The sequence below is a fragment of the Promicromonospora sp. MS192 genome (genome assembly GCF_049532985.1).
In the GTDB taxonomy this organism is placed as follows: domain Bacteria; phylum Actinomycetota; class Actinomycetes; order Actinomycetales; family Cellulomonadaceae; genus Promicromonospora.
Map to the genome: position 1 here is coordinate 1807486 of NZ_CP186693.1, position 17259 is coordinate 1824744.

The window sequence follows — 17259 nt, forward strand, 5'->3', positions numbered from 1 at the left end:
CCCGGCGGGACGTGGTCCACTGGAGGGGTGCTCACCGTCCGTCACACGTCGCCGCGCCGGCTCGACGTCGCCCTGACGCTCGGGCCCCTCGGTCACGGGCCCGCGGACCCGACGTTCCACCGGGCGGCCGACGGCACGGTCTGGCGCACGTCGTTGCTGCGCAGCGGGCCGGTGACGCAGCGGTTCGTGCCGGCGGGCCTGCACGAGGTGGTGGTGCACCACTGGGGCGACGGCGCGCGGGAGGCCGCCGCGGCCCTGCCCGAGCTGCTCGGCGAGGACGACGACGTCGCGGGCTTCGCCCCGCCCGCGCAGGTGCGCGACGCGCACCGCCGTGCCGCGGGGATGCGGATGCCGTGCAGCGGTCGCGTGCTGGAGGCCCTGGTGCCGGCCGTGCTGGAGCAGCGGGTGCAGACGGTGACGGCGCACCGCGCGTGGCGGTGGCTGGTGCGCCGGTACGGCACGCAGGCCCCGGGTCCGGCGCCCACGGGGGTGCCGGGCGGGCTGCGGGTGGTCCCGGACGCGCGCACCTGGGCGCGGGTGCCGGTGTGGGACTGGCACCGGGCCGGCGTCGACCCGGGACGCGCCCGGACCGTGGCACGCTGCGCGCTGGTGGCGCCGCGTCTCGAGGAGGCGGGCGCCATGCCGCCGGCCGAGGCCCGGTCCCGCCTGGAGAAGGTGCAGGGCGTGGGCGTGTGGACGTCGGCGGAGGTGGCGCAACGTGCCTTCGGCGACGCCGACGCCGTCTCGGTGGGCGACTTCCACCTGCCGGCGGCCGTGGGCATGGCGCTGGCCGGTGAGCGCACCGACGACGCCGGCATGCTGCGGCTGCTGGCGCCGTACGCGCCCCACCGGCACCGGGTGGTCCGGCTGCTCATGCTGGACGGGCGGCACCGCGCACCGCGGCGGGGGCCGAAGACACCGCTGGTGGACTACCGGGGGTTCTGAGGACTGTCGTTCTCCCTGGTGCGGGTGGGTGTCAGTGGTGAGGGGTAGGGTCGAACAAACGTCTGAGAGGTATGTATTGATCGAGCGGTGAATGTGTGCGCTGGATCTGATGTCAGGGTGGGGAGGGGCGCATGGAAGCGGGATGGTCGGGAGACGTGGGTGTGCTCCACGGGGCGCGCGAGGGTGTGGTGGTCGACGGGGCCGTGGTGGACGGCGGGGTTGTCGACGGAGGGGTGTTCGACGGCGGGACGTTGGACGAGGCGGTGTTCGACGGCGGGACATCGGACGAGGCGGTGTCCGACAGCGAGACGTTCGACGAGGCGGCCTTTGACGAGGACTGGTACAACGGCGCCTGGTTCGAAGGGGATCTGTTCCAACGAGTGATGGCCGAGGAGCCGTCGGCGTCGGCGTCGTGCGCCGATGCGCCTGCGGGCCTTGCGCCGGGCGGAACGGCCGATGCTGGTCTTGATCATGGCCCGGACCTGCCGCCGGACGACATGCCCGTGGTGCTGTGGCCGACGGCGGTGCTGCGCGAGGCGCTGGCGCGCAGGCCTGGCGTGCGGCTGGCGCGCGTCGTCACCGAGGCGGTCGACCTCGACGGAGAGCTCGACGCCCGGCGTGGTGGGCCGGGCGACAGCTCGGGCGGTCACCCCGACGGTGGCTCCGCCGTCCTGTCCGACCTGCCCGACGACCTGCTGGGCGATCTCGTCGTGGCGTGCGGACGGCTGCAGTCCTGGGCGGCCGGTGTGCAGGCCGTGGTGGTGGCCGAGCGTGCGGCGCGGGAGTCGCACCCCCTGGCGCACAGCTCGCTGGTCGCGCAGGTGTCGGGCGAGCTCGTCGTGACGGGGTCGGAGGCGTCGGAGGTGGTGGTGCGAGGCGAGTCGGGGGCCGACCACCCTGCGGTGATCACGGCCCTGAGGGCCGGGCGGATCGACACGCGCAAGGCCCAGACGCTGCTGCGGTCGGCCACGCAGCTGACCGTGGAGGAGCGCGCCGAGGCGATCGTCCGCTACCTGCCGCAGGCGCCGTCGCGGACGTGGCGCTGGCTCCAGTCCAAGATGCTCGCCTTCGCGAAGTCGCGCCACGGCGCCGACGCGGCCGCCAAGGCCGCGGTGACCCGCCGCTCGGTGCAGGTGGACCGGGCCGAGAACGACATGGCGTGGTTGTCGGCGTACCTGCCGGCGGTCGATGCCACGGCGGTCTGGGGCGTCGTGGACGACATGGCCCGTCAGCTGCGGAGGGTGCCGGGGGAGGAGCGGGACCTCGGGCAGCTGCGTGCGGACTGCCTGACGGGCATCGTGACCGGCCGCCTCGTCCCGGCCGACCGGTTCACGCACGGCGACGGGAGCGCGGGTGCGCCGGATGCCTTCCCCGGGACACGGGACGCCCGTCCCTCCCAAGGCACCCAGGGCTCGCCGGCCGGAGAAGGCGAGGCGGATGCCCCGGGCACCCGCGGTGAGGCCGAGCGCGAGGACTGCACCTGTGGCGGGCGTGCTCCGGTGGTGCAGCAGGTGGTCCGCGTGATCCCGACGCGCCCGGTGGTACGCGTGACGGTGCCTGCCGGCGTGCTGCTGGGCCTGGACGACGCTGCCGCGGACTTGGCCGGGTTCGGTCCGCTCCCGGCCGAGGTGGCGCGGACGGTGGCGACCGACGCGACGTGGCAGCGGCTGGTGACCGACCCGGTCACGGGGACCCTGGTCGACTACTCGACCACGGTGTACCAGCCGGGCAGCGTGCTGCGCCGTGCGGTGCAGGCCAGGGACGAGACGTGCACGTTCCCGCACTGCGAGCACCCGGCGACCTGGGCCGACCTGGACCACGTCGTCCCGTTCGACCATGACCTCGACCCGGCCGCGCAGGCACCCGGCACGCCGGGACAGACCCGCGCCGACAATCTCCAGGCCCTCTGCCGGCGGCACCATCTGCTCAAGACCCACGGCGGCTGGGCGGTGGTGCGCGACCCGGTCAGCGGGATCACGACCTGGACCGCACCCTCAGGCCGGACGCACGCGCGCCCGCCGACGGTGCTCGACACCCACGTCGAGCTCGACGCCGTCGACCCCGACACGAGCTACGCCCTGTCCGTGGGTGCCCTGAACCCCCGGGGCGGCCGACGCCGGTCGCGGGTGACGACGGGAACCGCGAGCGCGACGGACCGGGGTGGGCAACGCGACACGGACCGGCCGCCGTTCTGAACGGCGCAGAGTGCGTCCAGGTCACGAGCCGACGTTCAGGTGTGCCTCGACGCGGTCAGCAGGAGGTCGCACCTGGCGGACGAGATCGACAGGAGGCGGCGAGGACACCCCGGTCTCCGTCATGCCGTGCGCGCCCGTCGCAGGCCCCCGAGTCCCCGGGCGATCCACCACCCGGTCACGTACAGGACCAGCCCACCGACCAGTGCCGCCCCGGCCCCCGTGGCCGCCCCGGCGAGCGCTGCCTCGGTCGTCTGTCCGACGGTCAGCCCGGTGCCCTCCCACAGATCGATCGTCCCGAGCGAGGCGCCCGCCACGACCACCACGCCGACGACCCACAGCGTCCGCGCGCCGACGACCCGCCCGCCCACGGCACCGGTGAGACGGGTCCGACGGCGCCACAGGTAGACCGCGACGAGCACCAGGCCGACGACTGTGCTCACGTGCTGGAGGGCCCTGGCCCAGGTGAGGCCGGCTGCCACCGGCTCGGTGAGCGCGGGCACGTGCTGGACCACGTACCCGTCGCTGTGCGTGAACGAGTCCCAGAGCAGGTGCGTGGCGACGCCGATCAACAGCGAGAGCAGCACCCAGCCGGCCCGGCGTGCGACGGCGCCGAACCTGCGGCGCCGCATCGCTCCGACGCCTCGGGGCGTCCGGACCGTGGCACCACCCCCGCCGTCCGCACGTGAGCCCGCGCCGCATGTCTCGGCCGTGGGATCTGCCACTGCCGCACCATCCACCAGCAACGCCCTCACCGGCCGCCGCGCCACCCAGTACAGCCCGCACAGCGCCACCGCGTACGGCAGGCTGACCGTGAGCGCACCCACCAGACCGTGCGACGTCGTCGCGTTCAGGTACGGCTCGTACCAGGACTGCGCCGTCACGGGGATCGGCGTCCTGCGCGCGAAGTACGGCAGGTCAGGCGCCACGGCGCCGGCCACCAGAGCGACGGCGCTGAAGGGGCGGCGCAGCAGCGGGAGCACCGCTGCGGGGTGCGAGAGCGTGAACGGCATGCGCCCACCTCAGCCGACGTGCGGCCCGGTGTCCAGCGGGTCGCCGCGGACGTCGCTTCCGGTGCGCCGAGCAGATAGGTGGGCCCGGGCGGCCGGACGCTCCGAGCCACCACGGGCGGGGGAGCGCTCAACGGGGACGGAGACTTCAGGAGCCACAGGGGCAGCGAGGCTCAGCCGCCCACGTGCAGGCCGATCACGACCGCCAGACCGCCCAGCCCCAGGACCACCACCACGGCCCCCGCGACGGCGAGCAGGCCCGCACCGGTCGACGCCGGGCCGAAGGCGGAGGAGCCCGGCGGCGCGGGAGCGGGGCTCGGCCCTGGTGTGCGCGGATACCGCAGGTGCCGACGGCGGGACGCGAGCCACAGCCACCCGGCCACCAGCGTGCCCACGGCGCCGGGCAGCAGCCACCGGGCGTCGCCGAACAGCGCGGGCAGCAGCCGTGCGCCGACCAGGCAGACGGCCGCGACCGAGAGCGCCGTCCGCCGCCAGGCGAGCTCCGTGCGTTCCGGCTGGAGGCCAGGCGTCCCCGGGGTCGGTACCGTCATCGCAGCAGCACGCCGAGCAGCACCAGCACGCCCACCGCGGCGACGACCACCGCGAGGCAGACACCCACGACGGTCGACGGCAGCGGCGCTCCGCGACGCAGCGCGCGCTCGACGCGCATCCAGCCCGTCCACGCGATGAGGGGTACGACGATCCCGCCCACGATCAGCACCACGGACGCCGCAAGCCGCAGGCCCGGGTGCAGGTCCAGCCCGAGCGTCTCCAGCGCCACCCCGCCCGCCACGAGCGCGAGTCCCGTGCGGATCCACGCCAGGAAGGTGCGCTCGTTGGCGAGGGTGAACCGTGCGTCCGGCTCCGCGCCGACCCCGAAGACGGAGGCGGGGAAGCGGCGGTCCCGCGGGCTCACCGGGCGCCCGCCCGGCGCCGCGGCGTGCGGGCGCCAGCCACTGCCCGGGCGCCGGTCACTGCCCGGGTGCCGGTCACCGTCCGGGTGCCTGCCTCAAGGTCGGTCCCCGTCTCCGGGTCCGCCACGCCTGCCAGCCCGTGGTCCCGTCGTCCTGCGCCGATGCCCACACGTGCTCCTCTCCGACCGTCCCGATCGGTCCGGTCCCGACCATTCTCGGTGCTCCGCTCCCACCGTACGGCGTGGGCGGTGCGACGACGGCGGTGCCGTCACCGGATGCGACCCGGTCTGGACATGCCGTCCCGCCCGGACGACCTAGTGTGGAGACAAGGAGGTGCCACATGGGCGAGCGGAACGCGGGAGCGACTGCCGGCGGCGGCGCGATCTACGGGCTGGGCATCCTGGGCGCATGGGTCTACTTCTGGCAGCAGGCCGACGGCTTCTGGGAGTACGTGTGGGCGATCGTCCAGGGCATCTTCTGGCCGGCGTTCATGGTGTACGAGGGGTTTACCGCGCTCGGCGGGTGAGGCGCAGGACCCGGCCCCGCGCGTCCGGTCCGGCGTCGGCCGGCACCACGTGCCCCTCCCCGAACCCCCGCGACAACGCACCGCGCACGCGCTCGCGCGCCGTCAGGCGCCCGACGTCGTCCGTCCGGCCCGGTGCCGGCGACGCGGCGGTGACGGCCAGGCGGGCGCGCTCGGCGTCGTCGGCCGGCTGGTGGATCTCCACGTAGCCGCCGTTCGGCATCCGGACGATGCGGCCCGTCTCGTGACCGTGCCGCAGGATCTCGAGGTCCTTGCGCTGCAGCCCGATGCAGACCCGGCGCGTCACCTCGAACGCCAGCGGCGGGCCGGCGACGAGTGCCACCTGGAGGGTCGTGATGACCGTCTCGAAGCTGACGCTGAACTCCGTGGAGACGATGTCGGCGCTCGCGGCGCCCCACAGGATCCCGTAGAAGAGCATGCCCGCCACGCCGATCCCGGTGCGGACCGGCACGTTGCGCGGGCGGTCGAGCACGTGGTGCGGCAGGCGGTCCTGGTCCACCCACGCCTCGATGTACGGGTAGAGCGTCAGGAGCACGAAGTACCCGGCGACGACCGCGAGGGGCACCAGCATCGCGAACGTGACGGTCCAGCCGCCCCACACGGTCTCCCAGCCGGCCGGCGCCAGGCGCAGTGCGCCGTCCAGGAAGCCCATGTACCAGTCGGGCTGGCTGCCCGCGCCCACCTCGCCCACGGACGCCGGCCCGTACGACCACACGGGGCTGACGGTCGAGGTCGCCCCCAGCAGCACCAGCACCGCGGCCGTCAGGCCCGTCATCCCGGCGGCGCGCAGCGCGGCGTCGGGCCACAGCCGCAGGCCGAGGGTCGCGCGGACCGTCGGCGGCTGCTGGGCCTGGCCGTGCCGGACGGCGAGCGCGGCGCGCACCGCCAGGACCAGGACGAGCAGCCCCGGCGCCAGCACGGCGTGCACCGGGTACAGGTTCTCGACGATCTGACCGGGGAACGGCCCGCCGAACATCCAGCCCGCCAGCCAGGTGCCCACGAACGGGATGCTGAGCACCACGCCCTCCACGATGCGCAGGCCCGTGCCCGAGAGCATGTCGTCGGGCAGCGCATAGCCGCTCCAGCCCGCCAGCAGCACCAGCAGGAACGCGACCACCAGCAGCACCCAGCCCAGCTGCCGCGGACGGCGGAACCCGCCCGTGAAGAACGTGACCAGCAGCTGCACGATCATCGCGGCCGGCATGACCAGGGCCGCCCAGTGGTGCGTCTGGCGCACGAGCAGCCCGCCGGTCACCTCGAACGAGATGGCCATCGTCGAGGCGAACGCCTCGGTGACGGTGGCGCCCCGCAGCGGCCCGTAGGGGCCGTCGTAGGTGACCAGGTCGTTCGACGGCGTGTACCAGGTCGCCAGCAGCACCCCGGTCACCGCGAGGACCAGCAGGCACGCGACGGTCACCACGCCGAACAGGTTCGACCAGCGCAGCTGCACGCGGCGGGCGCCGAGCTCGGCCGCGTACGCGGTCAGGCGGCGGCGTCCGCCCGGGTCAGCGGGCATCGCGCACCGCGCTCAGCTCGCGGCGGACGGCGGGGGCGTCGTCCGCCCCGGCGAACGGGTCGCCGCCCGCGAGGAAGGCTGCCCGCGGTCGCTGGACCGTGGCCAGCGGGATGATGTCGCGGCCGAAGAGCGCCGCCGACGCCCAGACGAGCAGCACCCGCACCTTGCGCTCCCAGGTCGGCACCGCCAGGACGTGGTAGCCGCGGTGCATCAGCCAGGCCGGCACACCCGTGACGACCAGGCGCTTGTACTGGAAGATGCCGTGCCCGATGCCGAGCGTGGCCACGACACCGAGGCTGTGGTGCACGTAGGGGCGCACCTTCCGGCCGCGCAGGTCGGCGACCAGGTTGGCCGCCAGCAGCCTGCCCTGCCGCACCGCGTGCTGGGCGTTGGGCACGGTCCGCGCACCCGGAACCGGCGAGGCCAGGTCCGGCACGGCGGCGTTGTCGCCGGCCGCCCAGGCGTCGGGGACGACGGCGTCGTCGGTGCCGACCCGCAGGTCGGCCCGGACGCGGACCAGCCCGCGCTCGTCCACCGGCAGGTCGGTGTTGCGTGCCACGACGGGGTTGCTGCCGTTGCCCGCGGCCCAGATCAGCAGACCGTTGCCGTACGACTCGCCGGTCGACAGCATGATCCGGCCGTCGGCGGCGGAGACCACCTGGGTGCCCAGGTGCAGGTGCCCGCCGCGCTGCCGCAGGTGCCGCACCACCCAGCGGCCGGGCTCGTCGGTGACCTCGGGCAGGATGCGGTCGTTCGCGTCGACCAGGTGGAACGACAGGTCGTCGCGGCCGAGCTCCGGGTAGGCCCGCAGCAGGCTCGTGGCCAGGGACAGCAGCTCGCCGAACACCTCCACCCCGGTGAACCCGCCACCGACCACGGTGACCGTGAGCAGCCGGCGGCGCTCCTCGCCCGGGGGCAGCAGCGCGGCACGGTCGAACGCCGTCAGGAGCTGGTCGCGGATCGCGACCGCCTCCTCCACGTGCTTGAGGCCGATGGCCTCCTGCTCGATCCCGGGGACCGGGAACGTACGGGTCACCGCGCCCGCCGTCACGACGATCGTGTCGTAGCGGACCTCACGCAGGGCGCCGTCGTTGGTGCGGACGGTCGCGGTGCGGTGCGCGTGGTCGATCGACGTCGTGTGACCGGCGACGACGGTCGTGCGGTGCAGGTGCCGGCGCAGCGACACCATGACGTGGCGCGCCTCGATCGACCCGGCCGTGACCTCCGGCAGGAACGGCTGGTACGTCATGTAGCCGTGCGGGTCGACGAGGGTGACGTGCGCCTCGCCGCGGCGGAGCCGCTTCTCCAGGCCCCACGCCGTGTAGAAGCCGGCGTAGCCGCCTCCGACGATCAGGATCTCGCGCATCACAACCTCCTGTGCGACTGCCTCTGGTGGTCTCACCTGTTCGACAACACGGGGCGCCCGAACGTGACGTGGCCCTGGTCACAGGCCGCCACCTGCGGCGATACAGCGCTCGTCCACGGGCGCGCAGCCACGGACAGACCGAACCTGGATCCGGCCCGGCGGGCTGCGCACGCTGGAGACGCCCGGCCACCCGGCCGGGCACGAGAACGCACCGTGAGGACGGACCACGTGACCAGGAAGACCCCGGGCGGAGCACCGCTGGGCAGCAGCACCAAGCCTCCGGGCAGCGACACGCGGCACCGGGCGCGCCGGTACACCGACGTCGTCGTCCCGGACCTGACCGGGACCCGGGCCCTGGTGACCGGGGCGAGCGACGGGATCGGCCTCGGGCTCGCCGAACGCCTCGCGCGAGCAGGCGCCGAGCTGGTGCTGCCCGTGCGCAACCCGGCCAAGGGGGCGGCCGCCGTCGCCCGCCTGTGGGACGCCGTCCCCGGCGCTGTCGTCACCACGCGGCCCGGCGACCTCGCGTCCCTGGCGTCGGTGGCGGCGCTCGCGGACGGCCTGCTGGCCGAGGGGCGGCCCATCGACCTGCTCGTGGCGAACGCGGGGGTGATGACCCCGCCGTCCCGGACCACCACGGCGGACGGGTTCGAGCTCCAGCTCGGCACCAACCACCTCGGGCACATGGCCCTGGTGGGCCGCCTGCTGCCGCTCCTGGTCGCCCCGGGCGCGCGCGTCACGACCATGACCAGCGCGGCCGCGCGGTTCGGGCGTATCGACTGGGCCGACCTGAACAGCGAGCGGGACTACTCGCCCGTCCGCGCCTACAACCTCTCCAAGCTCGCGCAGCTCCTGTTCGCCCTGGAGCTGGACCGCCGCAGCCGCGCGCACGGCTGGGGCATCGTGAGCAACGCCGCCCACCCCGGGACCACCTACTCGGGCCTGTACTCCGCCGGACCGGGGCTGGGCGGCAGCGCGAGGCCGCCGCGGGTGGACACCGTCATGCGGCGGCTGCTCGCCCTGGGGGTGTTCGTGCAGCCGGTCGCGCAGGGTCTGCTGCCCGCCCTCCAGGCGGCCACCGATCCCGCTGCCGGGGGCGGGACGTTCTACGGGCCCGACGGCGTTGGGCACTTCACGGGCAGCTCCGCACGGCAGCGCGTGTACCGCGCGGCGACGGACGCCGCCGCGGCCGCCCGGCTCTGGGCGGTCTCCGAGGAGCTGACGGGCGTGCGCTTCCCGGACGGCGCCCCTCCGGACAGGTCCGGCGGTTCCTGCGGCCCCGGGACGAGAACGAGGTGACGATGGACCGCGAACGGCTGGGTGACTTCCTGCGGGCCCGCCGGGAGGCGCTGCAGCCCGAGGACGTGGGCCTGCCGCGCGGACCGCGGCGGCGCACGAGCGGGCTGCGGCGCGAGGAGGTGGCGGCCCTGAGCGGTGTCTCGGCGGACTACTACAGCCGCATCGAGCAGAGCCGGGGGCCGGTCCCGTCGGAGCAGGTGCTCTCCGGGATCGCCCACGGTCTGCGGCTGACGCTCGAGGAGCGCGACCGGCTGGTCGAGCTCGCCGGGCATGCCACACCCCGGCGCGCCCGGGGCGACCATGTCGAGGCCGGGCTGATGCGGATCCTGGACGGCCTGGCGGAGGCGCCCGCCCAGGTCGAGAACGTGCTGGGCGTGACCCTCCGCCAGACGCGCCTGGCCGCGCTCCTGCTCGGCGACGAGACCTCGTACACCGGGCCGGAGCGCGTCCGCGTCTACCGGTGGTTCGCCGACCCGCGCGGCCGCGACCGCGTCCCCGAGGAGGACCACGCCCGGCACGGGCGCACGCTCGTGTCCCGCCTGGCCGCCGTCGAGGCACGCACCGGCCCGGACTCCCCGGCCGGCGAGCTGGCCACCCTCCTGCGGGGACGCAGCACGCAGTTCGCGCGGCTCTGGGACGAGCATCCGGTGCTCGGACCGTACTGCGAGCCCAAGCGCCTGAACCATCCCGACGTCGGTCTCCTGGAGCTGCACGGGCAGACGCTCCTGGACCCCGACCAGCACCAGGCGCTGACCGTGTTCACGGCCGTGCCGGGCACGGAGAGCCACGAGCGGCTCCGGCTGCTCTCCGTGGTCGGCGCGCTCTGAGCGGACCACGCCCCGGACGTCACGCGCCCGGGTCGAACGGGATGCCGGCCGGTTTCATCTGGCCCAGCCACCAGGTGAAGTCGCCGTCGTCGATCTTGAGGGTGGCGCCGCCGAAGTCGGCGGTCGTCAGCCGGTCCCGCAGCGCCGTGCCGGGCCAGCCGTCCCAGCCGACCAGCGGCGGGTAGCGCCAGGTGCCGTAGTGGTTCTCGGGCGGTTCGTCGTTGCCGCCCGCGAGGCGGAAGAGGTGCGTGCTCGGACCGTCCTTGTGGTAGACGATCTTGGGGTGGGTGCCGTCGAACCGGACCTGCGACCGGGGGTAGGTGGCGTACCCGCTGTGCTCGGTGATCGACACGAACTCGACCTGGTCCGACCCCTGGTCCACCCACACGACCACGTGCTCCCAGTCGTGCTTGTGGCTGCCGATCGCGATCGGGCCGTCGAGGGTCTGGTCCTTCTCGAAGTAGCTCGCGTACATCACGGCGCACCAGCCGTTGTTGCACTTCTCGCGCGAGTACGTCTGCGAGTTGTCCAGGTCCCACTGGTCGCGGCAGCTGCCGTTGACGGCGCCGCCGATGTCCAGGCCGGGCGCGATGGTCCCGTCGGGTCCGATGGCGGGGGTCGCGTAGCAGCCGTCGCCGTCGTAGTCGTAGGCGGGGGAGAAGGTCTGCTCGGTGCCGGACGCGTTCTGCGGGAGGCTGGGCGGCGGGTCGGCGTGCGCGACCGTGGCGGGCGTGAGGGCGAGCACGACGGCGGCGAGCGTCGCGGCGAGGCGTGCGGTGCGGCGGCGTCGGGGGCGGGGCCCGGCGGGCTCGTTCGTGGGTGTCGGGGAGCTGGTCGGACGGTTCATGACTGACCCTTCCTGCGCCGCCGGGCCGACGCCGGACGCCGTGGTGCGCGCCCGGTCCGGCCCGCCGGCCCGTGTGTCCGGAGCGGTGCCCTTCAGCGGGTGAAAGTCGGGGCACGTGGATGCTATGGGCCGCGCTGCTCCCGGGCAATGAGGGTGACCACGTAGACCCGGCCCCACTGTCGTCCCGCTACCGTGAGGCCATGAGCAGCGAGACACCGCCGGCCCTCACCCCGGGCTTCCACGGCCGGGCCCGCCCGGAGGGCGTCGCCCTCCCGCCGGGGCAGTACGTCGAGGAGGGCTTTCCCGTCCTGTCCGCCGGGCCGACGCCGAACGTCAGCGCCGAGACCTGGTCCCTGACCGTGACCACCGAGACCGGCACGTCGACGTCGTGGACGTGGGCGGACCTCATGGCGCTGCCCCAGGAGTCGCCCACGGTCGACATCCACTGCGTGACGCGCTGGTCGAAGTTCGGCACGCGGTGGCGCGGCGTCTCGCTCGACGTGCTGCTCGCCGACGTGGAGTCCACCGCCGACTTCGCCCTGGTCGGCTCGTACGGCGGCTACACGACCAACCTCCCGGTCGCCGACCTGCTGGGCGGCAAGGCCTGGATCGCCCACACCTTCGACGGCGCGCCGCTGCACCCCGAGCACGGCGGCCCCGCCCGGCTGCTGGTGCCGCACCTGTACTTCTGGAAGTCGGCGAAGTGGGTGCGCTCCCTGACGCTCATGCCGACCGACCGCCAGGGTTTCTGGGAGAAGCTCGGGTACCACGACCTGGGCGACCCCTGGCGGGAGCAGAGGTACCAGGGTGACTGACGGCGCGCGGCTCGGCGGGCGGTACGCCGTCCGCTCCGGGTGGCAGGTCGCCACGCTGGCCGAGCGGCGCACCGAGAGCCCGTCGGCCGTGACCCTCGTGCTCGACGTACCCGGCTGGCCGGGGCACCAGCCGGGACAGCACCTCGACGTGCGCCTCACCGCGGCCGACGGCTACACCGCGGAGCGCTCGTACTCGCTGGCGAGCGCGTCCGGGCCGGCGGCCGGCGGCGGCCGGGTCGAGATCACGGTCCAGCGGGTCGCCGATGGCGAGGTCTCGCCCTACCTGGTCGACTCCTTCCCGGTGGGCTCGGCGATCGAGGTGCGCGGCCCCATCGGCGGCTGGTTCGTCTGGGACCCGGTGCGCGACGCCGGGACGCCCGTGCTCCTGCTCGCGGGCGGCTCCGGCCTGGTGCCGCTGATGGCCATGGCGCGGGCCCGGCGGGAGGCCGGCGACCGCACGCCGTTCCGGCTGATCTGCTCGGTGCGTACCGCCGACGACCAGCTCTACCCGGACGAGCTCGCCGCGCTCACCGCGCGCAGCGACGGGTTCGAGGCCCGGACCATCTTCACGCGCGCGGTCTCGCTCACGGCACTGCGGGGACCGCGCCGCCTGACCGACTCCGAGCTGGCCTCCTGGGGCTGGCCGCCCGACCTGGAGCCCCGGGTCTACGTCTGCGGGCCGACCGGCTTCGTGGAGACCGTCTCCCGCATGCTCGTGGCCCAGGGCCACGACCCCGCCCGGGTCCGGACCGAACGGTTCGGTCCCGCCGGCGGCTGACCCCGGTCACCTGCCCGCCGGGTGCCACATGGGCTGGAGCGACGGCCCGCCGTCGGGCAGGTGGATGGGCTCGCCCCGGTCGCGGAAGCCGTGCCGCAGGTACAGCCGCCGGTTCCGGGGCGTGGAGGCCTCCAGGTACACCGGCAGGCCGATCCGGCGTGCCCGGTCCAGGCCGTGGCGCAGCATCGCGCTCCCGGCGCCGAGACCCCGCCGGCGGGGGAGCGCGGCCATGGCCGACAGGTAGACGTGCGGGGTGGCGGGGTGCCGTGCGCTCGTCGCGGCCAGGACGGTGGCGAGGCGGCGGGTGGCTCGGGTGGTTTGGGTGGTTTGGTGCGGGGTGGTGTCGTCCGCGGGTGGCGGCGGCTCGGCGGCGCCCTCCGTCAGGTCGATCCAGACCGACGCCGCGACCGCGTCCCCCGCGGGGAGGAACGCGACGACGAGCTGCCCGGCGTCGACGGCCTCGCGCAGCGAGGTCTCGAAGAGCTCCCGCGTGCGGTCGAGGCGGAGCCCGGGCTGCGGCTCCACCCATGCGGAGACCGCCTCGTCGGCGAAGGCCTCGACGCACACGGGCAGCAGGCGGCCGAACTCCTCGGGTGCGGCAGGGCGGACGACCAGCGGCGGGGTCTGCGTGCTCTCTCGGTGCTCCATGGGTTCAGGCTGCCCGGGTGGTGGCCGGCCGGTGGAGTAGTTTCGTCGCACGGGGAGTGAGACGAAAGAGCGCACGCGGAGGTGGCCGGACGTGGACGCAGCGAGCGCGTCGTGCGCCGAGTGCGGGACCGGCCTGGGGCCCGCGGCGGGTACCGGGCGTCCGCGCCGGTACTGCTCCCGGTCGTGCCAGTCCCGGGCCTACCGCCGACGCCGCGACGAGGGCCGCCGAACGGCTGTCCCGCGTACGCGCTCGGGCGCGCCCGGCGTGGGCCGGCGTGCCGGGGGCGGGGCAGCGGGTGCCGGACTGGTCGACGTCGCGGTCGTCCTCGCCGACGCCGAGGGCATCGGGGCGGTGACGCTGCGGTCGGTCGCTCATCGTGCGGGGACGGCACCGGGCGAGGTGCGGCGGGTGTTCGCCAACCGTGAGCGCCTCGTCGAGGCGATGGTGCAGCGCCTGCTGGCGGGGCCGCACGGCGGTGAGCCGCCGCCGCAGGGGACCCCGGTGCGGGTGCTGGCCGGCCTCGCCGAGACGGAGTGGCAGGCGTACCGGCGGCACCCGTGGCTGGTGTCGGTGCTGGCGAGCAGCCGGCCGCCGCTGGTGCCCGCCGTGCTGGACGCCGCACGGGCGAGCGTGGACGCGTTCGTCGCGCTCGGTCTGGACCCGCCGACGGCGCTCGCCCGCTACGTGGCCCTGAGCGGCTACGTGCAGGGGATGGCCCTGCTGCTGCTCACCGAGCGCGACGAGGCCGCCCGGTCCGGCACCGCGTACCCGGCCTGGTGGGTGCAGGAGGTGCGCCGGCTCGACCGGACCGGTGCCCGCCGGAGGCATCCGTGGCTCGACGACGTCTCGGGTGGTGTGCTGCCCGCCGCCTTCGCCACCGACGTGGACGCCTGGTTCCGGGACGGGCTGGACCGGGTGCTCGCGGGTCTCGCCGGGGGTGACGGGGCGGCGTCGGCCTAGGGTCGTCCGCGCCCCAGGCGGGACGGCCACCAGATGGTGCGGCCCACGTCGTAGGCGAGGGCCGGCACGAGCAGCGAGCGCACCACGAAGGTGTCGAGCAGCACGCCGAAGGCCACGATGAACGCGAGCTGGGCGAGGAAGAGCACCGGGATCACGGCCAGTGCCGTGAACGTCGCCGCGAGCACCAGCCCGGCCGACGTGATGATGCCTCCCGTCAGCCGGAGCCCGCGCAGCACGCCCTCGCGCGTGCCGTGCGCCAGCGACTCCTCGCGGACCCGCGTCATGAGGAAGATGTTGTAGTCGATGCCGAGCGCGACGAGGAAGACGAAGCCGAACAGCGGCACCGCCGGGTCCGCGCCCGGTAAGCCGAGCACGTCGTTGAACACGAGCGCCGCGACGCCCATCGCCGTGCCGAAGGACAGCACGGTCGTCAGGACGAGCAGCACCGGCGCGAGCACCGCGCGCAGCAGCAGCATGAGGATCGCCAGGATCACCACGAGCACGATCGGAACGATGAGCGTGCGGTCCCGGATCGACGCGTCGTTCGTGTCCAGGTCGGTCGCGGACTCGCCGCCGACCAGCGCCTCGGGCACCGTGCCGGCGTAGGCGGTGCGCAGGTCGCGGACGGTCTGCTCCGCGGCCAGGGAGTCGGCGGCGTCGGTGAGCGTGCCCTGGAGCAGCACCGCACCGTCCGACACCACGGGCTCGGGCGCGGCCGCCGTCGGGGGACCCGCCGCCTCGATGCCGTCGGCCGTCACGCGCGCCGTCCCGCTCACGGTGTCCGCCGTGACCGCGACCTGGGCGATGCCGTCCTCCTGGAGCAGCACGTCGGCCGCCTCCCGGAGGTCGCCCTCGGGTGCCACGACGTAGACGGGGCTGCCCGAGCCGGCGGGGAAGTGCTCGGCGAGGCGTTCCTGACCCGTGCGCGCCTCGGAGGCGCCCAGCACGAGGTCCGACTGCGGCACCCCGGACGCCTGGAGCTGGGTGACGCCCAGGCACCCCAGGGCCAGGACGGCCGCGGTCGTGACCCAGAGCGTGCGGGGCCGTGCGCGGACGGCGCGGGAGACGCGTCCCCACAGTCCCTCCGTGCCGGTCTGGCCGGGGGCCTCCGGGTCGTACACCGGGCGGCGGGGCCAGAACGCGGCCCGGCCCAGCGCGAGCAGGATGGCGGGCAGCAGCGTCAGTGCTGCGAGCATGGCGAACGCGATGCCCACGGCGGCCACGGGCCCGAGCGTGCTGTTGGAGCGCAGCTCACTGAGCAGCAGGCACAGCAGGCCCGCGATGACCGTGCCGCCCGAGGCGAGGATCGGCTCGACCGAGCCCCGCAGTGCACGCCACGTCGCGGTCCAGCGGTCGGGCGTGCGCACCAGCTCCTCGCGGAAGCGTGCCACGTACAGCAGGGCGTAGTCGGTCGCGGCCCCGATGACGAGGATGAAGAGGATGCCCTGGGTCTGCCCGCTGAGCAGCAGCACCCCGGAGCGGGCCAGGTGCCACACCGTCAGCAGCGCGAGGCAGAGCGCGAACATGCTGGTGGCGAGCACGGCCAGCGGCAGCAGCAGCGACCGGTAGACGACGATCAGGATCACCAGGACGGCCGCGAGGGCCACCCCGAGCAGCAGCCCGTCGATGCCGGCGAACGCCGACACCAGGTCGCTGGAGAAGCCCGCGGGGCCAGTGATGTAGACCTCGACGCCGTCGGGCAGGCCCGTGCGCAGGGTGTCGCGGAGCTCGGCGGTGGCCTCGCCCAGGTCGGCGTCGCCCGACAGCGGCACGAACGCCTGGGCGGCGGCACCGTCCTCGGACGGCAGGGGCGGCGACACCTCCCCGTCCACCGCGGCCAGGTCGGCGGCGGCGGTGAGCCGGTCGCCGACGGCGGCGAGGTCGTCCTCGCCGAGGCGCGCGCCGTCCTCGGTGACGAAGACGACGACGGCGGGCACGGCGTCGCCGTCGGTGAAGCCCGCGAGCCGGTCCTGGACCTCGGTGGCCTCGGCGGTGGCCGGCAGGTAGGCGGTCCGGTCGTTGGAGGAGACCTCGTCGACCCGGCCGAAGTACGGACCGCCGATGGCGGCCCCCACGAGCCACACGGCGATGAGGACGGCCGGCAGCGTCACCCGCAGCCAGCGGGGCACGCGCGCGGCGCTCACGCCGCCCGCTCCCAGCTCGCGACGTCGCCGGGCACGACGACGAACAGGGGGTGCGCCGCGGGTCCGGTCCCGGAGGCGAGCAGCCGGGCACGGTGCTCGGGGGACCGGGCGGCCAGCTTGCCCAGCAGGTGCTCCCACTCGTGGTCGAGCTGCCCGGTCGTCACCGGGATGCGGGCCGCCGACCGCGTGACCTCGTCGAGGGGCCGGTCGATCCGGGCGGCGTCGAACCGGTAGCCGCGCCGCGTGGCGGCGTCGCGCACGGCGTGCAGGTACGCGCCGACGGCGGTCACGGGGTCCGGGTGCTCCCGGAACCGGTCGAGCTGCGGGTGCGCGGTGTAGCCCCGGGTGCGGCCGAGCAGCACCGCCTGGGCGAGCAGCGCCTCGCGCCAGCACGCGGTGAGGCCCTGCCGGTCGAGCAGGGCGGGGTCCAGGGACCAGAGCCGCATGCGCAGC

17 protein-coding genes are annotated in these 17259 nt (G+C 75.0%); 8 read left to right on the forward strand and 9 right to left on the reverse strand.

The genetic code is table 11. The features are described 5' to 3' along the window. Positions 1 to 27: 27 nt before the first annotated feature. The gene (locus ACO229_RS08095) at positions 28 to 945 is read left to right on the forward strand and encodes a DNA-3-methyladenine glycosylase family protein (protein WP_423464491.1); all 918 of its coding nucleotides are present in this window, start codon (positions 28 to 30) and stop codon (positions 943 to 945) included. A gap of 131 nt (positions 946 to 1076) precedes the next feature. Continuing rightward, positions 1077 to 3140 (forward strand): HNH endonuclease, encoded by a 2064-nt coding sequence (locus ACO229_RS08100; protein WP_423464492.1) that lies wholly within the window; start codon positions 1077 to 1079, stop codon positions 3138 to 3140. 119 nt (positions 3141 to 3259) lie between these two features. Here the strand turns inward: ACO229_RS08100 and ACO229_RS08105 are convergent, their stop codons facing one another. The 3 genes from ACO229_RS08105 to ACO229_RS08115 form a co-directional block, all read right to left on the reverse strand. Continuing rightward, positions 3260 to 4150 carry a DUF4184 family protein gene (locus ACO229_RS08105; RefSeq protein ID WP_423464493.1) on the reverse strand — a complete coding sequence of 297 codons (891 nt, stop codon included), beginning with the start codon at positions 4148 to 4150 and terminating at the stop codon, positions 3260 to 3262. A 170-nt stretch (positions 4151 to 4320) separates the two neighbouring features. Then, entirely contained in the window at positions 4321 to 4698 is a 378-nt protein-coding gene (locus ACO229_RS08110; protein ID WP_397410001.1) for a DUF202 domain-containing protein, read from the reverse strand. Then, positions 4695 to 5063, reverse strand: coding sequence for a YidH family protein (locus ACO229_RS08115; protein ID WP_397409999.1), 369 nt, complete (start codon positions 5061 to 5063; stop codon positions 4695 to 4697). The genes ACO229_RS08110 and ACO229_RS08115 overlap by 4 nt, the downstream gene beginning before the upstream one ends. A gap of 338 nt (positions 5064 to 5401) precedes the next feature. Between ACO229_RS08115 and ACO229_RS08120 the strand changes: the two genes are divergently transcribed. Beyond that, complete coding sequence (locus tag ACO229_RS08120; RefSeq protein WP_397433434.1) at positions 5402 to 5587, forward strand: hypothetical protein; 186 nt, start codon at positions 5402 to 5404, stop codon at positions 5585 to 5587. Here ACO229_RS08120 and ACO229_RS08125 read toward each other — a convergent pair. Both ACO229_RS08125 and ACO229_RS08130 read right to left on the reverse strand, forming a co-directional pair. Further along, entirely contained in the window at positions 5568 to 7121 is a 1554-nt protein-coding gene (locus tag ACO229_RS08125) for a cytochrome b (RefSeq protein ID WP_423464494.1), read from the reverse strand. The two genes, ACO229_RS08120 and ACO229_RS08125, sit on opposite strands and share 20 nt — an antisense overlap. Next, positions 7111 to 8487: an NAD(P)/FAD-dependent oxidoreductase gene (locus ACO229_RS08130; protein ID WP_397433436.1), complete on the reverse strand. Its 1377-nt coding sequence runs from the start codon at positions 8485 to 8487 to the stop codon at positions 7111 to 7113. Before ACO229_RS08130 ends, ACO229_RS08125 begins: the two co-directional genes overlap by 11 nt. Before the next feature lie 258 nt (positions 8488 to 8745). Here ACO229_RS08130 and ACO229_RS08135 point away from each other — a divergent pair, with 258 nt between their 5' ends. After that, positions 8746 to 9786, forward strand: coding sequence for an SDR family oxidoreductase (locus ACO229_RS08135; protein ID WP_423465279.1), 1041 nt, complete (start codon positions 8746 to 8748; stop codon positions 9784 to 9786). A 2-nt stretch (positions 9787 to 9788) separates the two neighbouring features. Continuing rightward, positions 9789 to 10613, forward strand: a complete 825-nt coding sequence (locus ACO229_RS08140; protein WP_423464496.1) for a helix-turn-helix transcriptional regulator — start codon at positions 9789 to 9791, stop codon at positions 10611 to 10613. A 19-nt stretch (positions 10614 to 10632) separates the two neighbouring features. Here ACO229_RS08140 and ACO229_RS08145 read toward each other — a convergent pair whose 3' ends face one another. Then, entirely contained in the window at positions 10633 to 11460 is an 828-nt protein-coding gene (locus ACO229_RS08145; RefSeq protein ID WP_397433440.1) for an NPP1 family protein, read from the reverse strand. A 200-nt stretch (positions 11461 to 11660) separates the two neighbouring features. Between ACO229_RS08145 and ACO229_RS08150 the strand changes: the two genes are divergently transcribed. Beyond that, positions 11661 to 12275 carry a molybdopterin-dependent oxidoreductase gene (locus ACO229_RS08150; RefSeq protein WP_397409985.1) on the forward strand — a complete coding sequence of 205 codons (615 nt, stop codon included), beginning with the start codon at positions 11661 to 11663 and terminating at the stop codon, positions 12273 to 12275. Next, positions 12268 to 13053, forward strand: coding sequence for a ferredoxin reductase (locus tag ACO229_RS08155; protein ID WP_423464498.1), 786 nt, complete (start codon positions 12268 to 12270; stop codon positions 13051 to 13053). Before ACO229_RS08150 ends, ACO229_RS08155 begins: the two co-directional genes overlap by 8 nt. A 6-nt stretch (positions 13054 to 13059) precedes the next feature. Here ACO229_RS08155 and ACO229_RS08160 read toward each other — a convergent pair whose 3' ends face one another. Further along, positions 13060 to 13701, reverse strand: a complete 642-nt coding sequence (locus tag ACO229_RS08160; protein WP_423464499.1) for a GNAT family N-acetyltransferase — start codon at positions 13699 to 13701, stop codon at positions 13060 to 13062. 91 nt (positions 13702 to 13792) lie between these two features. Between ACO229_RS08160 and ACO229_RS08165 the strand changes: the two genes are divergently transcribed. Further along, positions 13793 to 14662, forward strand: a complete 870-nt coding sequence (locus tag ACO229_RS08165; protein ID WP_423464500.1) for a TetR/AcrR family transcriptional regulator — start codon at positions 13793 to 13795, stop codon at positions 14660 to 14662. Here the strand turns inward: ACO229_RS08165 and ACO229_RS08170 are convergent. Next, positions 14659 to 16806 (reverse strand): MMPL family transporter, encoded by a 2148-nt coding sequence (locus ACO229_RS08170; RefSeq protein ID WP_423464501.1) that lies wholly within the window; start codon positions 16804 to 16806, stop codon positions 14659 to 14661. The genes ACO229_RS08165 and ACO229_RS08170 overlap by 4 nt on opposite strands. Next, positions 16803 to 17252, reverse strand: a complete 450-nt coding sequence (locus ACO229_RS08175) for a pyrimidine dimer DNA glycosylase/endonuclease V (protein ID WP_397433446.1) — start codon at positions 17250 to 17252, stop codon at positions 16803 to 16805. The genes ACO229_RS08170 and ACO229_RS08175 overlap by 4 nt, the downstream gene beginning before the upstream one ends. Between the last annotated feature and the right edge of the window lie 7 nt (positions 17253 to 17259).